The sequence below is a fragment of the Kitasatospora sp. NPDC088346 genome, assembly GCF_044740765.1.
Lineage (GTDB): Bacteria > Actinomycetota > Actinomycetes > Streptomycetales > Streptomycetaceae > Kitasatospora.
On sequence record NZ_JBIURH010000084.1, the window covers coordinates 1 to 17,012 of the forward strand.

The following is a 17,012-nucleotide window of genomic DNA, read 5'->3' on the forward strand; positions in this document are numbered from 1 at the left end:
GCTCATGTTGCTCTTGCCACTCACTACCTGGACTGCTTCCTCCGGGACTCAACCGTCCCAGTATCAGGCTGTCCAGCTCAGTGGGGGAACTTCACGTCACCGATCTTCGCCAGGCTCAGCTTCCCCTTCGAGCGGACACGGAACCCGTTGCGGGTGAAGCGCAGCGACTGCCGGTTGTCCCGCTTCGACTTGAACCGGGGAAGCCCCGCCGGACGCCCCTGCCGCTTGCCGGACACCGAGTCGAAGAAGTTCCGGTAAGCGGTGTCCAGGTCACGAAGGGACTGGATCAGCGGGTCCACGCCCACCGACGCCAGCCACGCCCGCTCGGCGGTCTTCTTCGCCGCCGTGATGACCTGCTTCTGCAAATCAGTGCTCTTGGGATAGGGGCCGGCCGTCCTTCCGGGCCTGCTTCCGCGCTGCAAGAGCGTCGTTGTACACCACCCGAGCACACCCGAACGTACTGACCAGCGCGCTGCGCTGACCCGCCGTCGGATAGATGCGGTAGGAGTACCGAAGGTGCACGAGATCAACCTACCGGGCCGCACCGACAACGGCTCACGTCCAAACCTCCGAAGCTCACTCCGCCGCTTCGCGGCTCCGAGCCAAGGACCCTCCCCCACCCTCCGGGCGGGGGACCCCCATCTCCCCCGGCTGAAGCCGAGGGCATCCTGGGAGAGATCAGGTGAACGAGCGGCGAGGGCGTGGCCTCCTCTTCTCCTGCTGTCCGTGGCGGGCATCGTCCGTCCTTCCGGGACCGAGACCGCTGATCTCGGGTGTCCGTCAAGGCAGGTCAGGCCCGACCTCCCCCGAGGGAGTTCGAACAGCAGTAACACGAAGAAGCTAGACTCTCTCTTGCAGCATGAACCCCTGTGTCCACAATCCGAGGGTCCCTCAGTCGAAGGCTTCTGTCGTCGGGCTGACGTATGTGCAGAGATTGGGGCGCCCGGGTGGGTCGGAAGCGCAGAGAGCTGGGGAACCTCCCAGCGGATACGACCAGCTTCGTCGGCCGGCGTCATGAACTGATCAGCGCGCGGCATCTGCTGGCCCGAGGCCGGCTGTTGACCCTGACCGGTCCGGGTGGTATGGGCAAGAGCCGGCTCGCTGTGCGACTGGGGGCGCACGTGCAGCGATCGTTTCCTGACGGGGTGTGGCTCGTGGACCTTGCGGCGGTCGAACGTGAGGACTTGCTCGAACACGCGGTGCTGGCCTCGCTTGAGCCGAACCACGACATGGGACGTCCGCCGCTGTCAACGTTGGTGGACCATTTCCACGGGAAGCACCTACTGCTGGTGCTCGACAACTGCGAGCACCTGTTGCGGGCCTGCGCGCTCCTGGTCCGCACGCTGCTGTCAGCAGCGCCCGGCCTGCGCGTGGTCACTACGAGTCGACAGGCTCTCGGTGTGGGGGGTGAACTCCTGTTCACGGTGCCCCCGTTGTCGGCTCCGGATCCGGACAGTCCCGAGCTGGCCAAGGCAGCGGGGCAGAGTGAGGCTCTGGAGCTGTTCACGGACCGGGCTGCCGCCGCCCTGGGCGACTCGGGACCTGCGGGGTACGGCAGGGTGGCTGCGTTGATCTGTCAACGCCTTGACGGTATCCCGCTGGCCATCGAGCTGGCAGCTGCCCGGCTGCGGGTACTGACATGCGAGCAGATCCTGGAGCGGTTGGACGACCGGTTCGAACTGCTGGCGGGCGGATGCAGAGCAGCTCTGCCTCGCCAGCAGACTATGCGCGCGACACTGGACTGGAGCTTCGAGTTGTGCGCTCCGCGGGAGCGTCTGTTGTGGGCCCGGCTGTCCACGTTCACCGGCAGCTTTGACCTGGAGGCGGTGGAGAGGGTGTGCACCGGTGACGGCCTGGCTGCCGAGGAGGCACTCGATGTCGTGGCGGGCCTGGTGGACAAGTCAGTCCTGGTCCGTGAAGGGGATCATTTGCACGCGCGCTTTCGCATGCTGGAGACCTTGCGTCAGTACGGCCACCAGCGGCTGCAGGGGCGAGCGGAAGTGCAGGGTCTGCGCCGTCGCCATCGCGACCACTACCTGACCCTGGTCTTGCGGTCCGAAGCGGAGTGGTTCACCTGCCGGCAGACGGCGTGGTTCGCGCGCCTTCACCAGGAGCGTGCGAATCTCCGTACGGCACTGGCCTTTTGTGTGACTGAGTCAGGTGAGGCCCACGCGGGGCTCGAGATGGCCGGGGCGCTGTGGAGCCACCGGCTCGGCGCGGGAGGCCTCGAGGAGGAACGCCACTGGCTTGCCCGGGCTCTGGCGTCGGACGGCACGGCGAGTCCGGCCAGGGTCAAGGCACTGTCGGCCGATGGATGGCTGGCTCTCCTGCGCGGGGATACCGCGTCGGCGCGTGCTCGTCTGGACGAGTGCCGCATGCTGGCGTCGGCCCTGGACGACATGTGCGTGAGGGCGCACGTCGAGCAGTTCGATGGCCTGGTAGCCCTGTTTCAGGACGACTTCGCGAGCGCCGTGCCGCTGCTCGAGAGCGCCCTCGGCCAGTATCGGGTTCACGGGGACCTCGGTGACATGTGGGCGACTCTGTTCCTCCTCAGTCTGGCCTGCTGCCTGACCGGCGACCAGCACACCGCCGCCCTCTGTGAAGAGAGCCTGGCACTGTGTGAGGCCCATGGCCCGCAGTGGTCCCGCGCCTTCGCGTCGTGGCTCTACGGACTCCACTGCTGGCTGACGGGTGACATTGGACAAGCCGTCGGCCACCTCCGGGAGGGCCTGAGTACCGCAGGTTCCGCCCACAACCGGCTTGCCGTGGCCCAGTGCCTGGAAGTCCTTGCCTGGGCCCGAGCGGGCGACGGGCATGGCGAGGAAGCCGCTGAGCTTCTCGGCGCGGCCGAGAGCGTGTGGCACCAGGTCGGCACGATGCTGCCCGGGGTCGGACAGTTGCTGAGCCATCGCACCGCATGCGAGGCCTTGCTCAAGCAGGCCTTGGGCGATGCTCGCTTCGCCTCCCGCCTGCGGGCAGGAGCCGCGCTCACAACCGAGCAGGCCGTCGCCCGCGCGCTGGGCGAGCCGCCGGCCCGCCCTGACCGTCAAGCCCAGGATGCCGCCTCGGTGCTCACCTCGCGGGAGCTCACGGTTGCCCGGCTCCTCTCGCAGGGGCTGACCGATAAACAGATCGCCGCGCACCTGGTCATCTCACCTCGTACGGCGCAGGGGCACGTGCAGCGCATCTTGGCCAAGCTCGGCTTTGCATCCCGCACTCAGATCGCCGCGTGGATCCAAGACCTCACCCCGCAGCCTTGACCGCTCCCGGAGAGCTGCCGACCAAGGGCAACCCGCTCACAGCGGTGGTACCCAGGCTTCGAAGGCGGGTGCCGCTTGCTGCTGTGCCCCTTTGTCAGCGGTCGTGGAGATGCCCAGGTGGGGGTCGTTGGGTGTCCAGGCTGGTGGCCATCGGAAGTCCACGTCTGTGGCCAGGGGGATCTTGGGCGTGGGGATTCATTGAAAGCGCTGTTCCATCGGGTCCCGTCGGCTGATCCCGCGAGGTTGCGGGGGCGGCGACGGCGTTCTGTCGGTGGGTCAGCCGGCGCGGGTGCGCGGCACGGCGGGGTCCTCTTGGTCGACGGGGAACACCTGGTCGGCGCCGGTGATCTCCAGGACTCGGGCCACGGGGTGGGTCGGGTGGGCGAGGTGGAGCGTCACGCCCTGGCGCTCGGCCTCGGTCCGCGCTTGCAGCAGGGCCCAGGCCGGTGGGGTCGCAGAAGGTGACGCCTGCAAGGTCGATCACCAGTATCGGGGGTGGCGGGCTGGTCGCGAGGGCGCGGTACGGCGTGGCGCGGAGGATCGGGCGCCGTCCAGGGCGAGTTCGCTGGCGGCCTCGACGACCGGGCCGTCGGGGTGTCGCGGAGAGCAATCGGCGCACCGCCTCTGCGCGTCAGACCACAGAGCCGCACTCGGTGAGTGCGGCTCTGTGGTTGGGGCTCAGCTGATCGTGATGTCGTCGATGTAGCCGCGGTAAGCACCAGAGCCTGCGCTGCTCTGGTCGAGGCCTTCGTGGCCGACCAGGATGCGGCTGATCTGCTTGCCCGCGTTTCTGGCGTCGAGGCTGACCGTTACGTGGTTCCAGGTGTCTAGGGTGAGCGCTGAGCACTGCTTGTGGGGGTGGATCGGGTGGGCCCTCTGGTCCCAGGACGAGCTGTCGCGCAGGGTGCTGCCGTCGGTGAACAGCAGGTCCACGGCGGTACAGGCGCTGTTCTTCGATCCGTCAGCGACCATGCCCGCAGTGTCGTGGCTCTGAGGGTAGATCCAGTAGCTGAGTGTCTTCCTTTCAACATAGGTGGTGCCGATGGCCAGCGGGCTGCTGCTGAGGTCGTAGACCTTCATGTAAGCGTGCGCGCCTTCGCCCTCGTCAAGTCCGGCGTACAGGAGCGCGCCGGTGCCGTTGTGGGAGGTTTCGTCGCTGCGCACGCCCGCCTCGGGGCCGCCGGCGCCACAGCAGTAGGCAAGGACGTTTCTCCGGCCTCCTCCTTCGTTGTCGACTGCATTGAGCCAGGTCGGTGAGGGGTCGCTCGGCTCGAAGCCGGAGCTGAAACTGCCGATGGTGGTCGGCTTCTGCGGCTGGACAGGAGCGGGGGCCGGGGGAGCCGACCCCTCAGCGCCGGACTGGGTGCCATCTCCCCTCGGTGCGGTCACCAGGGAGGCGAGGCTGAACTGGGTGAAACGCTGATTGTGATAGCCGGCGTGGCAGTCATACCACTCGAGCCCCGCTCCGTCCTGGTCGCTGTCGCCGCTGATGTCCAGGCACCCGGTCTTGCTGATAATGACGCTGCGGGTGCTGATTGTACCGTCGGTATTGAAGCCCCATTTTTCGTCGCTGCCGTACGGGTCGCAATTTCTGACCACTATCGGATACCACCAGGAACCACCCCAGCGGGAGGTGGAGGCACGGTGCCCCAGGCAGCGCGTTCCGTTGACCTCGATACGCTGGTTCGCAGAGTTGTAGCTGAAGTTCTGCCCGGCCGACCCGTCGCAGTTCTGCATGACCACGTCCACGTTGTTGCCGTCCGGTGCGGTCAGGCATTTCCCGGTGTTCGGGTTTACCAGCGGCATCGGCTTGTCGGCGGTCCGGGTGATGAAGTCGAAGTTCTGATTCGAGTCCCGGCCACTTTTCCAGGACGTGTAGGCCACCAGCTTGGTGCCGTCGGCGGTACCGTCGCCTTCCACGTCCAGCACGAGACCGGTCAGCGTGTTCGTGACGTGTCCCGCCGCATCCACCGTCCACGTCAGCCCGCTCTGCGACGAGGACGGGGCACAGGAGCGGCTCCAAACCGCGGCGCCCGGGCCACTACCGTTCGGCGCCGCGCACATCGCCGCGTCTCCGTCGAACGCCTGCAACTGCCCCGTCGTGGTGAGCGTGATCTTCTGCCGCTCTGCTGCCGGGTCGCATGTCTGCAAAGTCCAGGCCGCCAGCGCACCCGCACTGCCGGCTCCGACGCACTTGCCACTGTGGTGATCGACGAGCCAGGCCTTCGGTATGACCGGATTCACCTGGTCGATCGAACGCTTCACCCGTACGCCTTGCACCGACTTGAGGATCTTTCCAGAAGGATCGGTCTGCACGAGCATGTCACCCGGCCCAAGGACGACGACGTCCTTGACCTTGGCCAAGGTGGCCGCGGGCACCGACTGCACGCCGGCCGTGACGACGTTCTGGAAGTCGGAGAGGCTGGAGTCGACAAGGGCCGGGTTGTCGGATGCGTCGATCACCACGCGGACCGGCAGACCGGTCCGGGCGTAGACTGCCACCTTTTCGCTGATCTTGGACTTGATGCCGTTCTTGACGGCGTCCGCGGTTCTCTGCCCCGACATGCGGACGGCGTCTCCGACGAAGGTCCTGTCTACGGCCATGTAGTCCGGCGTCAGTCCGCTGACCTGTTCGCCGGGCTTGAAGTCGGCGATCCCGGCCTCGAACATCCGCTTGGCCGCGATCGCCTCCCGTACGTTGTCGAGGTTGCCCTTGGGCAGATAGGTCATCTCCATGCCCTGTTTGTTGGGCGCCGAGAACTCCTTCTGGAGGTTGTCGAACTTCATCATGGCGTCGGCTGCGGGCTTGGTGGGGGATGCGAGGGAGTCCGAGAACTCACCGACCAGCCTCGTGTACTCGCTCTCGGCCCCGGGGACACTGCCGATCTTCCCGGTGGGGCCGAGCAGCAACTTGATGGCCTTGTTGTTCTTGCCGAGCTGCCCGCCGTCCGACTTGACCTCGGTCATCACCTCGTCACGCCAGTTGCTGTTCCAGGTGTCGCGGCTGGCGGCGCTCATGGCCGTCGCGTCACCGTCGAACGATCCGATCTCCGCGTAGGTGGGCACCGGGCCCTCGGCTGAGGCGTCCGAGATGGCTATGGCTTCCTGAAGGAGGTGGTCGGCCGCCGACTCGATCTTGGCGGCGAGGTCGGCCTCGGCAACCGGGTCTGCGATGTCGGACACCGACTGCGTAGCGGTGCTGTCGGACAGCGTTTGCAGGTCCTTGGCCAGGGCTTCTGCCTCCGTCTGAGCAGCCTCCACCTCAGGCTGGACTTCCTCCCCGGTCAGGCCCGCGTGCTCAGCGGCTTCGTCCAGGAGGTTGACGGCTTCATTGACCTCCCCCAACGCCCGCGTCGAAACGGCCTCCACCGCAGGCAGTGCCCTCACCTGCGAAGTCGTGGTCGGGGTGAACGGCCGCGATATGCCCGCGGCGCCGAACGCGTTGCCGAACGTCCTCGCCGGCACCGGCCCCGCAGGGCTAAGGCTGGCAAAAAAAGCCAGCCAGTTCAAAAAATCCAGGAACCGTGCCGTGTTCGGGTTTCGCGCTCGCCACCTTTCGGTCTGCTCTGCCCCCCAAGCGCAACCAGGGTTCTCACAGCGAGCCGCCGAGGCCGTATCCCCGCCCGGCAGGGCAGGCGGCACGATCGCGATGATGCTCCCCACCGCTAGCGCCGCCATGGCGCGGCCGAACTTTCCTCTGAATACCATTGGTTGGTGATCCGTTCCTTTCCAGGTGGCGGGCTTCGTCTATGAATCAGCCCGCGGAACAAAAAGCCGGCTCAAGTCGAGTGATTTGCCCCTGCGACTTAATGCAGTGGACGAACACCACTCCGGTCGCCGCCGTGTGGGAAACAGGTGTGGCGGGCAGCAGCGCACGACCGCGAGATGACCGGGGACAGCACGCCGGCGGTTCGAGTTGGCCGCCTCCGGTTGCAGACACTGTGGCACCGGCAGGTCCGGTGGCACAGCGGACAATTACCTGCACCCGCACCGTGTTCGGCCGTGGGGCCTGGCCGCTGCGTGGGCGGCCGACGACCCGTCAAGAGGCTTGCCACCGACGGTTAGTGGACGCCTGATGCCCGGTCAGGGACAGTAGCGCCTGGCACGAGAGGTGCATGAGACGGCCTGCCGAGGAGTGTCCCGCTCACAAAGCGGCCCGCCCCTGCTGTGGGGGTCCTTCTCGGTCCCATCGGTGTCCCGCATCGAGAACAGAGCACTGCGTGCCGGCTGTGGCCCCGGCCCGTGTGTGTCTCCGGCCCAGGCGGCACCGCGCCGCACAGGCGCCGAGGCGATGCGACAAGCCATCCCGTCCCGCTCCGACGCCCGCGCTCCCAACCCCACAGCGGCGACCTGAACCTCGCCGGGCAGCGGTCCCTGGTCCTGAGTGCGGGAAGGTGCCTCGCGGCGGGCTCCTTCTTCGGCGTGTGCAGCCGCCCCGGAAGGCGGCTGCCATGGGACAGCGAACGCGGGGATGGACCAAGGAGCCGGGCCCCACCCTGGCCAGCCCGCGGATGCGGGGGCGAGACCGGCCCGAAGGCGCCATTCAAGGGTACGGCGGTGTTTTTGCCCACCAGAGCAAAAGCCCTTGCTCCCCCGGACCCTCCACTTCCCGCCGGATCCCGGTCGGCGCACCCCCGGTGGGCCGCATCGCGCTCAAAGGGCTTCGCGCACGACGACCTTGCCACACCCGAAGGTTCCGTCCGCCCTCAGGGCTGTGACCTCCGGCACGACGGCGCCCGCGGCGGGGAAGGAGCAGCGGACGCTTTCGGCGTTGTTGCCGTGTGGTGGCAGGGGTTGCTGCTCCCTGTGGGTGGGGGGGTCGCCACGGAGCGGTTCAGGATTCGGGGGTTGCCATGGACCGCCCAACGCGATTACACATCTCCCATCGCGAGGCGGTCACGCCCCTTGTCGATCTGGCGTCAATACCTGATCACGCTCGGCGCCGCACCTGCGCGCCCTGGATCAGCGCCCGCGCATCCGCGGTGGGCCGAGAATCCGTTCCCTCTGGCGGCGCATGTCCTTGGCTCCGTGCGGCCGGCCTTCGTCGGCCTGGCAGCCCGTCCCACTCGGAAGGCCCGTTTGATGTCCCATCGCCAAACTCGCCGGCCCCGGCCGGCCGGGGCCCTGGTCCTGGTCGCGGTCCTGGTCGGGGTGTTCACCGCGCTGATGGCCGCCACCGGCGCCACCGCACCGAGACTGGGCATCGACCTGGCCGGCGGCACCAGCGTCACCCTCACCGCGACCTCGAAGGACCCTGGCGCGGTCACCGAGGACTCCATGGGCCTCGCCGCGTCGATCCTGCAGAAGCGCGTGAACGGCCTGGGCGTCTCCGAGGCCGAGGTCCAGGTGCAGGGCGGGCGCACCATCGTCGTGAACATCCCCGCGGGCGGCGACCAGCAGCAGGCCGTCGATCAGATCGGCAAGACCGCCAAACTGTCCTTCCGCCCCGTCCTCGCCCAGGCCGCTGCCCAGGCTGGCGGCGACACACCGGGAGTTCCGGCGGAGCTCACCGCGCCGTTCGCGGCCCTGGACTGCACCGAAGCCACGCAGCGCGTCGACCACCAGAGCGACCCGGCCCACCCCGGCGTCGCCTGCTCCCAGGACACCGGCGGCGGCGGGTGGGTGAAGTACGCGCTCGGCCCCGTCGCAGTTGAAGGCGCCGACGTCACCGACGCCTCCGCCTCGCTGGACACCGACCGCACCGGCGGCTGGCAGGTCGCGCTGGAGTTCAACGACACCGGCGCGGCGAGGTTCGCCACGACGACCGGCGCTCTGGCCGGTCTGGGGGCCGGGGGGAATCAGTTCGCGATCGTGCTGGACGGCCAGGTGCTGTCCGCTCCGGCGGTGCACGAGGCGATCTCCGGTGGTCGTGCGCAGATCACCGGGTCGTTCGGCCGCCAGGAGGCGCAGGGGCTGGCGAACTCGCTTCGGTTCGGTGCGTTGCCGTTGGACTTCACGCAGAGCGATGTCACGACCGTGTCGGCGCAGCTGGGTGCGGGGCAGTTGGCGGCGGGGCTGGTGGCGGGTGGGATCGGTCTGGTGCTGGTGGTGGGGTACTGCGTGGGGTATTACCGGGCGCTGGGGTTGGTGGCGGTGGCGGGTCTGGCGGTGTCCACGGTGCTGACGTGGCAGCTGATGTGTCTGCTGGGGGCGGGTGTCGGGTTCGCGTTGAACCTGCCGGCGGTGTGCGGGGCGATCGTGGCGATCGGTATCACCGCTGACTCGTTCGTCGTGTACTTCGAGCGGGTCCGTGACCAGTTGCGTGACGGCGTGTCGCTGCGGGCGGCGGTGGAGCGGGCGTGGCCGAAGGCGCGGCGCACGATCCTGGTGTCGGACTTCGTGTCGTTCCTGGCGGCGGCGGTGCTGTTCACGGTGTCGGTCGGCAAGGTGCAGGGGTTCGCGTTCACGCTGGGCCTGACCACGCTGCTGGACGTTGTGGTGGTTGCTCTGTTCACCAAGCCGCTGCTGGCGCTGCTGGCGCGGCTCCGGTTCTTCGCCACAGGTCACCGCTGGTCCGGTCTGGACGCGCGGCGCCTGCAGATCCGCCCGCCCCTACGCCGTGCCCGCCGCGCCTCTTCCAGGCAGGGGCCGGCCGTCGCGCCGCGGACCGCCGCCGCCACCGGCGCGGGCGCCGCGCCGGCCGCCGCACCAACCCATTCCCGCCGGTCCGGGGACGCCCAGCACCTTTCGGAGGGCCGATGACTGTGTCCGAGCGGCTGCGCCGCTTCACCTCCACCGGCCGCCGGCTCGCCGCCGGCGAGAGCGTCTTCGACATCTGCGGACGCCGGCGCCTGTGGTACACCCTGTCCGCCGTCCTGGTGCTCGTCGTCACCGTGGCGCTCACCACCCGGGGCCTGCACCTGGGCATCGAGTTCCAGGGCGGCGCCCAGTACACCGTCGCCGCCCCGGGCGTGAGCGTCGCCGATGCCGCCCACGCCGTCCACCAGGTCACCGGCCACGACGCCCTCGTCCAGGCGACCGGCAGCGGGCAGTTGCGCATCCAGCTCCCCGGCAGCGGCGGAGCCGGGACGCGGACCGCTTCCGCGCTCGCCGACGCCCTGCACATCCCTCGACCGAACGTCAGCACCCAGATCGTCGGCCCCAGCTGGGGAGCGGAGGTCAGCCACAAGGCGCTCCTGGGCCTCGCGATCTTCCTGGTCCTCGTCACCGGGTACCTCGCCGTCGCCTTTGAGTGGCGGATGGCACTGGCCGCGCTGGCCGCGCTCCTGCACGACCTGCTGATCACGGTCGGGGTGTACGCGGTCACCGGGTTCGAGGTCACGCCCGGCACCGTGATCGGGTTCCTCACCATCCTCGGCTACTCGCTGTACGACACCGTCGTCGTCTTCGACTCGGTGCGCGAGCACACCAGGGGCCGCACTGGCCCGGCCTACGGCCGGGCCGCGAACCGGGCCCTGAACGCGACGCTCATCCGCTCCGCCAACACCACGGTGCTCGCCCTGTTGCCTGTCGCCGCGTTGCTGTTCATCGGCGCCGGCCTGCTCGGCGCGGGCACGCTCACCGACATCGCGCTTGCCCTGTTCGTCGGCCTCGCCGCCGGCGCCTACTCCTCCCTCTTCCTAGCCACCCCGATCCTTGCCCAGCTGAAGGAACGCCGGCCCGTCCCCGGCCCCCTCACCCGCCGCCGGCCCCGCACCCGGCACCCCGTGCCGACCACGTCGAGGACCTCCGTATGAGCCACACCAGCGAGCAGAATCCCATGACCGCGACCCGGCGGATGCGCGAGCGGCGCACCCGCGCCGCTCGCGCGGCCCGCATCCGCCGCCGCGCCGTGTTCGCCGCGGCCGCGGCGGCAGCGGCGGCAGCGGCCCTGGCCGGCGGCGCGGTCATCGCCCTCGGCGGCACCGGCGCCGGCCACGCCGCCGCGGGCGCACCCGGCCCGCTGCTGGTCCCGGCCCACGCGAGCGGCCCCGACGGCACCGTGGTCACCTACGGCAAGGCGGACGCCCCGCACACCCTGGAGGTCTACGAGGACCTGCGCTGCCCGTTCTGCGCGCAACTTGAGACCAGGACGGGCAAAGCCATGCAGGAGCCCGCCGACAACGGCACCTACAAGATCGAATACCATCTGGCGACGTTCCTCGACGACCGCCTCGGCGGCAGCGGCTCCAGGACCGCGCTGGCCGCGGCCGCGGCCGCGCTCAACGAGGGCGTCGACAAGTTCAAGCAGTTCCACGACGTCCTCTACGCCAACCAGCCCGACGAGCACAAGGACACCTTCGCGGACGTCAACTACCTGCTGGAGCTCGCCGCGCGGGTGCCCGGCCTCACCACGGACTCCTTCATTAAGGCCGTGCGCGAGGGCACCTACGCCCCATGGGCAGCCAAGGTCGCCACCGCCTTCCACCGCAGCGGCGTCACCGGCACCCCGACCGTCAAGCTCGACGGCCGCTCCCTGGAAGCGTTCGGCAGCAGTGGCGCCGTCACGCCGGAGCGCTTCGCCGAGCTCGTGAAGCAGGCCGTCGCATGACCGCCCGCACGGCGTCCCACGCACGCCGACCGAGGCCGGCCGGTGCGGGACGGCCACTGGCCTGGCTGATGGTCGTCACGGGCGCTCTCGGGCTGGCCTCCTCGGCGGTCCTGACCCTCGACAAGATCCGCCTGCTGCAGGACCCGACCTACACCCCCACATGCAACATCAACCCGGTCATCAGCTGCGGCTCCGTAATGCGCAGCGCTCAGGCCGAGGTGTTCGGGTTCCCGAACCCGCTGCTCGGCCTGGTCGGCTTCGCCGTGGTCGCGGCTCTCGGGGCGGGGCTGCTCGCGGGGGCGCGCTACCGGCGTTGGTTGTGGCTGGGGCTGCAGGCCGGGACGGTGTTCGGGGTGGGGTTCGTGCACTGGCTGATCGGGCAGACCCTGTACCGGATCGGTGCGCTGTGTCCGTACTGCCTGGTGGTGTGGGCGGTGGTGATCCCGCTGTTCTGGTACACGACCGTGCACAACCTGAGCACCGGGGTGATCCCGGTGCCGCGGCGGGCGCGCGGCGCCGTCCGGGCGGTGGCCCGCTGGCACTGGGTCGTGCCCGTGATGTGGTTCGCGGTGATCGCCGTGATGATCCTGGATCGCTTCTGGTACTACTGGCGGCTGCTGATCTGACCCACCACGTGGCGGGCGTTGACCGGTGCCCCGCTACGGATGGGCAGCACCAAGCCGGGGTTCTCCCTCCAGAGGGCGTGAGATTCTGCGGGTCGCCCGCAGGCATGATCGGCGGGCTCTGGGCGAACCGGTGCCCCTGCTTCTTCGTGAGTGTCACCACCGGCAGGCGCCAGGCCTCACCTGGTGCCTGCGAACGCGGCAAGGACAGGGACACAATCCTGGGGGTTCTTTCCCTCGGCTCTGCGCCCCGCCGCCACGGGCACCGCCGGGACCTGCGCCGGCGGGGGCCCGGGCTGGCACAGGCACCGCGGGGATGGTGCACGGCTCACCGCCCGCCACGAGACAACTACGCCCGGAGCCACCGGGCGGCGCGGCGTCTGGCGGCCGACCGCCTGCCCGCGACCACCTGTCCCCGCCCTAGGCACGAAGCGGTGAAGACCATGCTCCCCAGCACAGACCTCGCCCGGCAGATCCGGGCCGGCACCACCGTCACCCTGGCTAACGGCCGTGCTGGCACCGTCCGCACGGCCCGGCGTCGGCACGCCGCCGACCGGATCCTGGGTGTCGACGCCCGCAGCCCCACGCACGAGACCTCGTGCTCCCGCGGCCCCTGCCCGCCGGCCCCGCCGCCGCGGCCCGCCGCCGCGCGCCCGGTCTCCCCCGCACCGCCCACCACGCCGGCAGCCATGCCGAAGCCGTCGCCCGCCCCTCCCCCGGCCCCTGCGGGCACTGCCGCCTACCTGCGCTGCTACCCCTTCGACCCCTGGGGCATGAGGGCCCATCAGCACGCCCTGGCGGACTACGCCCAGTACCTGAAGCTGCCCACACCCGTGCTGTACCTCGACAACGGCCGCCGCGGGCAGTGTCCCGAGTTCGACCGCCTCCTTCGCGCCCTCACCACAGGCCGCCACACCACCGTCCTCGTCCCCGGCCCCTGGGTCCTGCACCTGGACCCCGACACCGCCGAGCAACGCCTGCGGCTGCTCACCGGATCCGGCTGCCGCGTCATCGAACTCCCCCGCCCGCCCTGGTGACGCCCGCCCCGACATCCCTCCGGACTCCGCCCCTCTCTCCACTCCACAAAAGCGGGCCCTCCCGGCTCTCCCCGTCCGACAGCGGGCCCGGCGGCCACAGAGGTAACAGCAGTGCCGGGGTAGCAGCAGTGCCGGGCGACCGTACCAACCCGCTCGAGATGCCGGGCGCCAAGCCGATCATGGCGACCTGCGTCGGCGGGCCATGGACATCCGGTCGCAGTGACGCGGCGGCAGTCGGGGCGGTAGCGTGGATAGGTTCGATCTGTCCGTTTTCCGGCCGTGGCGGGTCGACGCACAAGGGCGGTGGTGTGGGCATGGGGCTGCTGCCGGAGGCCGCCGGGGCCGGCTGTGGGCCGTCCTCGACCACCGCATCGGTCTGTGGACCACCGCCGAGGACGGCCAAATCTGCGGTTCGCCATTCGTCACACCGTCGACGCCCACACCGCCCCGCCGCTACTTCAATGAGACCGCCGTCTAACCTATCTGAGTGCCCGACAGGCACTGAGGCCGCTCCCGCGCATCGGCACCAGAATACGAAGCCGCAGGGCATCGCCGCACCGGCGTGCAGTACGTCAGGCGGTGGGACGCAGGAACGGCTTTGTGGAACCGAGCCTGGGACGGCCCGCCGGCGTTCAGGGGTACCGGTCAGTCATGCGTCCCGCCGCCTGGATGCTGCGCATGCCAGGCGGCGGGAGCTCAGGTCAGCAGCCGGGTCGAGTCGCGCTGTGTGCCGGCGAGTAGTAGGAAGTGTCGCTGGGAGAGTCCTTGAGGGGGACGGTCATGGTCGTGAACGCCTTCCAGGGGCTCCCGCCGACGTCGAAGGTGAAGGTCCCCGTTACTGTCTCCGCCAGAGTGTCCAGTGCGATCCAGTTGTACTCGCCGGGCACGGTCGGGACCGTGACCGAGTTGGTCGTGGTGGCCGAGCCCGACCAGACCTGGTCGAACCGTATGGCGAGGCTCACCGTGACCTTGGCGATGAGCTCCGCCAGTTGGCCGGTCTCGACCTCCGTCGTGAGGGTAAAGCCCCAGGAGGTCTGCCAGCCCTTCGTGTTGGCGACGGTGTAGGTGTAGGGGTAGGGGGCGCTGAAGGGGTTGTACCAGACGGCGGAGACGCACTTTGAGGGCAGGTGGGCCGGAGTGCTCTCCGTCTGCTCGTTCCAGTAGCATCTCCAGGACTCGGCCTGGCACTTCTTGGTTGCGTACGTCAGGGCGAGTTGGTTCGCGAGGTCCTGCTGCGCGAAAGTGTAGAAGCCGAACGCCTGGCGGTTGTAGTAGCCATTTCTGGTGCAGTCCCAGAGCTCGACCAGGGAATTCTCGGAAGTCCCCCCGGCTTCCATGCACTTGGAGTTGCTGACGTTCCGGATGAGGAAGCCGTGGTTGTCGTTGGTGGCCACTTGGGGCTGGAGGAACCACTTCTGGCTGGGAGTTCCATTGCAGGGCCACTCGACGAGGTACCTGTTGTCGGATGAGTAGGACTTGACGTCGACGCACTTGCCCGTCCCGATGTTCACCAGCGCAAACGTGCCGTCCGGGTACGTTTGCAGGTTCCACGCCATCGCCGACGGGAGCGGGCTGGTTGTATTGCGGATGGTGAAGTCGGTCCAGTCGTCGGACCTTCCGTCTCTGAAGGTGAGGGCCTTCGTCGTCGAGTAGTGAGGGAAGATCAGCACACAGTTCAGCGATGCGGCCATGTAGTCGCAGCTTGCGGCTTCGGCCTTGCCGGTCGCGAGCGGGGAGACGGTGATTCCCAGGGCGGCGCAGCAGACCACCAGCATCAGGGTGATCATCCGGGCCAGGCGGGTGCTACCCCGGCTTGGGCCCATGGTGAGGGTCATGGTTCGGTTCCATTTCCTCTTGGGGCTCCCGATGCCGCCGCACGGAGCCGGCTCCCGGTGCGACCGTGGCTTGGACGCATGTGAAGCAGGGTTGCGATGCTCAGGACGCTGGACGGCGGTCCAATCGGCGCCTGGTTCCGCTCGGTTGTCTGCCTCCCGGCCGAGTGGACGGGAAAAGCATCCACCCGGCCGGATCCGCCCACATGCGCGCAATTACGTGTTCCACCACGTGATTTGAGGAACGCACGTACCGGTGGACCCTGCCATGGCGCGGTTCCGCGGCCCCGTGTGCAGTAGACCGGGGTATGGGCTCGTCGGCGATGTCTTGGCCGACGGAGACCAGGTGACGTGGGCGGTCGACCTGAACGCCGGCGGGGCGGCGCTTGTGATCTGGCTCCTGGTCGGCCACGGCCAGAGGCTGCTCTGCATCCCCGGCAGGACCGTCCACCACGCCTCCGGCTCCCACTACGGCGACGGGAAGACTCCGGCGTCGCGGAGACGGCGCGCGGCCCACCGCCCGCCACGAGACGGCTACGGCCCAGAGCCGCGGGCCCGCCGGGCAGCGCGACGTCTGGCAGCGACCATCTGTCCTCGGCCCCCTGTCCCCGCCCTCGGCACGAAGCGGTGAAGACCATCCCTGATCTTGCAGGGTATCCCCGGCCAAAGCCGGGGATACCCTGCAAGATCAGGGATGGAGCGGGCCGTTGGCACCGTCGCCGCCGCGACGATCCCGTGGCACGGGCGACGGTCGCGGCCAGCCGGATCGCACTGCTCGCGTCCAGGGGGACCCGCTGGCCCGCGACCTGCTGGCGCAGCTGCCGCGTCAGGACCCGGATCCGGACATCCTGCGGCAGACCGCGCGTGCGTTGAACAATGCCGCGGAGTCCGCCTTGTGGCGGGGCTGCGACGAGGAGGCCGGCGAGCTCCTGGAGGAGACCGAGGTGCTGGCCCGTCACGCCAAGTGCCGGTGGCTGCAGGCGTCCTGCGACGTGATCCGGCTGGAGCTGGACTTCGTGCAGGGCCGCTGGGCCGGCCTGGACGAGCGGATCGACTCGTATGTTTCCGAGGCTCCCGAGGACAGCCCACTCCAGGTCGAGCCGCAGATGCTGCGCGCCCTGCTGGACGTGGCGCACGGGCAGTGGTCCCGCGCCCGGCAGCGGATCGGCCGACCCTTGGAGTACCTGAACGTGCAGGAATGCTCCCTCGTGTGCACGGCGGCGCTCGCCCGGATCGACCTCGCGGAAGGCAACCCGAGCGCCGCCTGGGCCACCGTGCAGCCGGGCCTGGACGCCGTCCGGCACAAGGGCATGTGGGTGTGGTCGACCGACCTCGTCCCCACCGCCGTGCAGGCCGCCCTCGCCTGCGGCCTGCACGGCGAGGCGGAGGACCTCGTCGCGCAGGCCGAGCAGGGCATCGAAGGCTTCGAGGCGCCGGCCGCCCCGGCCGAGGTCCGGTGGGCCCGCGGTCTGCTCGCCGCCGATGCCCGGCCCGCCGAGGCGGTCGAGGACCTGGAGCGGGCGCGGGGCGAGTTCGCGGCCATCGGACGCGTCCACCGCGCCGCCGCATCACCGAGCAGACCGGCCGCCTCCTCCAGTCCGTCGACCCGGCCCGGGCCGCCCGCCGCCTCACGCAGGCCCTGGACGTTCACGCGCCTGGGCGCCACCGCCGACGCCGACCAGTGCCGGCGAGCTCTGCGCGAGAGCGGTCAGGAGCCCACCGCGCACCGGGTGACGCGCCGCGGCCACGGCACCGGCCTGGGGGGGGCG

11 protein-coding genes and 2 pseudogenes are annotated in these 17,012 nt (G+C 69.6%); 8 read left to right on the plus strand and 5 right to left on the minus strand.

Features of this window, described 5'->3' with window-relative positions; translation table 11 throughout:
• Positions 1–77: 77 nt before the first annotated feature.
• Together ACIOFR_RS39915 and ACIOFR_RS39920 are read right to left on the minus strand one after the other, a co-directional pair.
• Positions 78–365 carry a hypothetical protein gene (locus ACIOFR_RS39915; RefSeq protein WP_401005393.1) on the minus strand — a complete coding sequence of 96 codons (288 nt, stop codon included), beginning with the start codon at positions 363–365 and terminating at the stop codon, positions 78–80.
• Between the two features lies 1 nt (position 366).
• On the minus strand, positions 367–522 hold the full coding sequence (locus ACIOFR_RS39920) for a helix-turn-helix domain-containing protein (RefSeq protein ID WP_401005395.1): 156 nt from the start codon (positions 520–522) through the stop codon (positions 367–369).
• A 623-nt stretch (positions 523–1,145) separates the two neighbouring features.
• Here ACIOFR_RS39920 and ACIOFR_RS39925 point away from each other — a divergent pair.
• Positions 1,146–3,260, plus strand: coding sequence for an ATP-binding protein (locus ACIOFR_RS39925; RefSeq protein ID WP_401005396.1), 2,115 nt, complete (start codon positions 1,146–1,148; stop codon positions 3,258–3,260).
• Between the two features lie 276 nt (positions 3,261–3,536).
• Here ACIOFR_RS39925 and ACIOFR_RS39930 read toward each other — a convergent pair whose 3' ends face one another.
• Both ACIOFR_RS39930 and ACIOFR_RS39935 read right to left on the minus strand, forming a co-directional pair.
• Positions 3,537–3,734, minus strand: a complete 198-nt coding sequence (locus tag ACIOFR_RS39930) for an STAS domain-containing protein (protein WP_401005397.1) — start codon at positions 3,732–3,734, stop codon at positions 3,537–3,539.
• 204 nt (positions 3,735–3,938) lie between these two features.
• Complete coding sequence (locus ACIOFR_RS39935; protein ID WP_401005399.1) at positions 3,939–6,923, minus strand: RICIN domain-containing protein; 2,985 nt, start codon at positions 6,921–6,923, stop codon at positions 3,939–3,941.
• A 1,419-nt stretch (positions 6,924–8,342) separates the two neighbouring features.
• Here ACIOFR_RS39935 and secD point away from each other — a divergent pair.
• The 5 genes from secD to ACIOFR_RS39960 all read left to right on the plus strand — a co-directional run bounded on the left by secD (position 8,343) and on the right by ACIOFR_RS39960 (position 13,411).
• Positions 8,343–9,962: a protein translocase subunit SecD gene (secD, locus tag ACIOFR_RS39940; RefSeq protein WP_401005416.1), complete on the plus strand. Its 1,620-nt coding sequence runs from the start codon at positions 8,343–8,345 to the stop codon at positions 9,960–9,962.
• Entirely contained in the window at positions 9,959–10,957 is a 999-nt protein-coding gene (secF, locus tag ACIOFR_RS39945; RefSeq protein ID WP_401005401.1) for a protein translocase subunit SecF, read from the plus strand. The genes secD and secF overlap by 4 nt, the downstream gene beginning before the upstream one ends.
• A complete protein-coding gene (locus ACIOFR_RS39950; protein WP_401005402.1) occupies positions 10,954–11,751 on the plus strand; it encodes a DsbA family protein in 798 nt (265 codons plus the stop codon). The genes secF and ACIOFR_RS39950 overlap by 4 nt, the downstream gene beginning before the upstream one ends.
• Positions 11,748–12,377: a vitamin K epoxide reductase family protein gene (locus ACIOFR_RS39955; RefSeq protein ID WP_401005404.1), complete on the plus strand. Its 630-nt coding sequence runs from the start codon at positions 11,748–11,750 to the stop codon at positions 12,375–12,377. The genes ACIOFR_RS39950 and ACIOFR_RS39955 overlap by 4 nt, the downstream gene beginning before the upstream one ends.
• A 440-nt stretch (positions 12,378–12,817) precedes the next feature.
• Positions 12,818–13,411: a hypothetical protein gene (locus tag ACIOFR_RS39960; protein ID WP_401005406.1), complete on the plus strand. Its 594-nt coding sequence runs from the start codon at positions 12,818–12,820 to the stop codon at positions 13,409–13,411.
• Between the two features lie 701 nt (positions 13,412–14,112).
• Here the strand turns inward: ACIOFR_RS39960 and ACIOFR_RS39965 are convergent.
• Positions 14,113–15,246 carry an RICIN domain-containing protein gene (locus ACIOFR_RS39965; protein ID WP_401005408.1) on the minus strand — a complete coding sequence of 378 codons (1,134 nt, stop codon included), beginning with the start codon at positions 15,244–15,246 and terminating at the stop codon, positions 14,113–14,115.
• Positions 15,247–15,571: 325 nt separating this feature from the next.
• Between ACIOFR_RS39965 and ACIOFR_RS39970 the strand changes: the two are divergent.
• Together ACIOFR_RS39970 and ACIOFR_RS39975 are read left to right on the plus strand one after the other, a co-directional pair.
• Positions 15,572–15,736, plus strand: a pseudogene (locus ACIOFR_RS39970) (IS110 family transposase); the annotation flags it as partial.
• A gap of 376 nt (positions 15,737–16,112) precedes the next feature.
• Positions 16,113–17,012, plus strand: a pseudogene (locus ACIOFR_RS39975) (hypothetical protein); the annotation flags it as partial.

Excerpts from the sequence above, each read along its gene's own strand:
- secF (WP_401005401.1), top strand. The coding sequence starts at position 9,959 with ATGACTGTGTCCGAGCGGCTGCGCCGCTTCACCTCCACCGGCCGCCGG.
- ACIOFR_RS39960 (WP_401005406.1), top strand. The coding sequence starts at position 12,818 with ATGCTCCCCAGCACAGACCTCGCCCGGCAGATCCGGGCCGGCACCACC.
- ACIOFR_RS39955 (WP_401005404.1), top strand. The coding sequence starts at position 11,748 with ATGACCGCCCGCACGGCGTCCCACGCACGCCGACCGAGGCCGGCCGGT.
- ACIOFR_RS39950 (WP_401005402.1), top strand. The coding sequence starts at position 10,954 with ATGAGCCACACCAGCGAGCAGAATCCCATGACCGCGACCCGGCGGATG.
- secD (WP_401005416.1), top strand. The coding sequence starts at position 8,343 with ATGTCCCATCGCCAAACTCGCCGGCCCCGGCCGGCCGGGGCCCTGGTC.
- ACIOFR_RS39965 (WP_401005408.1), bottom strand. The coding sequence starts at position 15,246 with ATGACCCTCACCATGGGCCCAAGCCGGGGTAGCACCCGCCTGGCCCGG.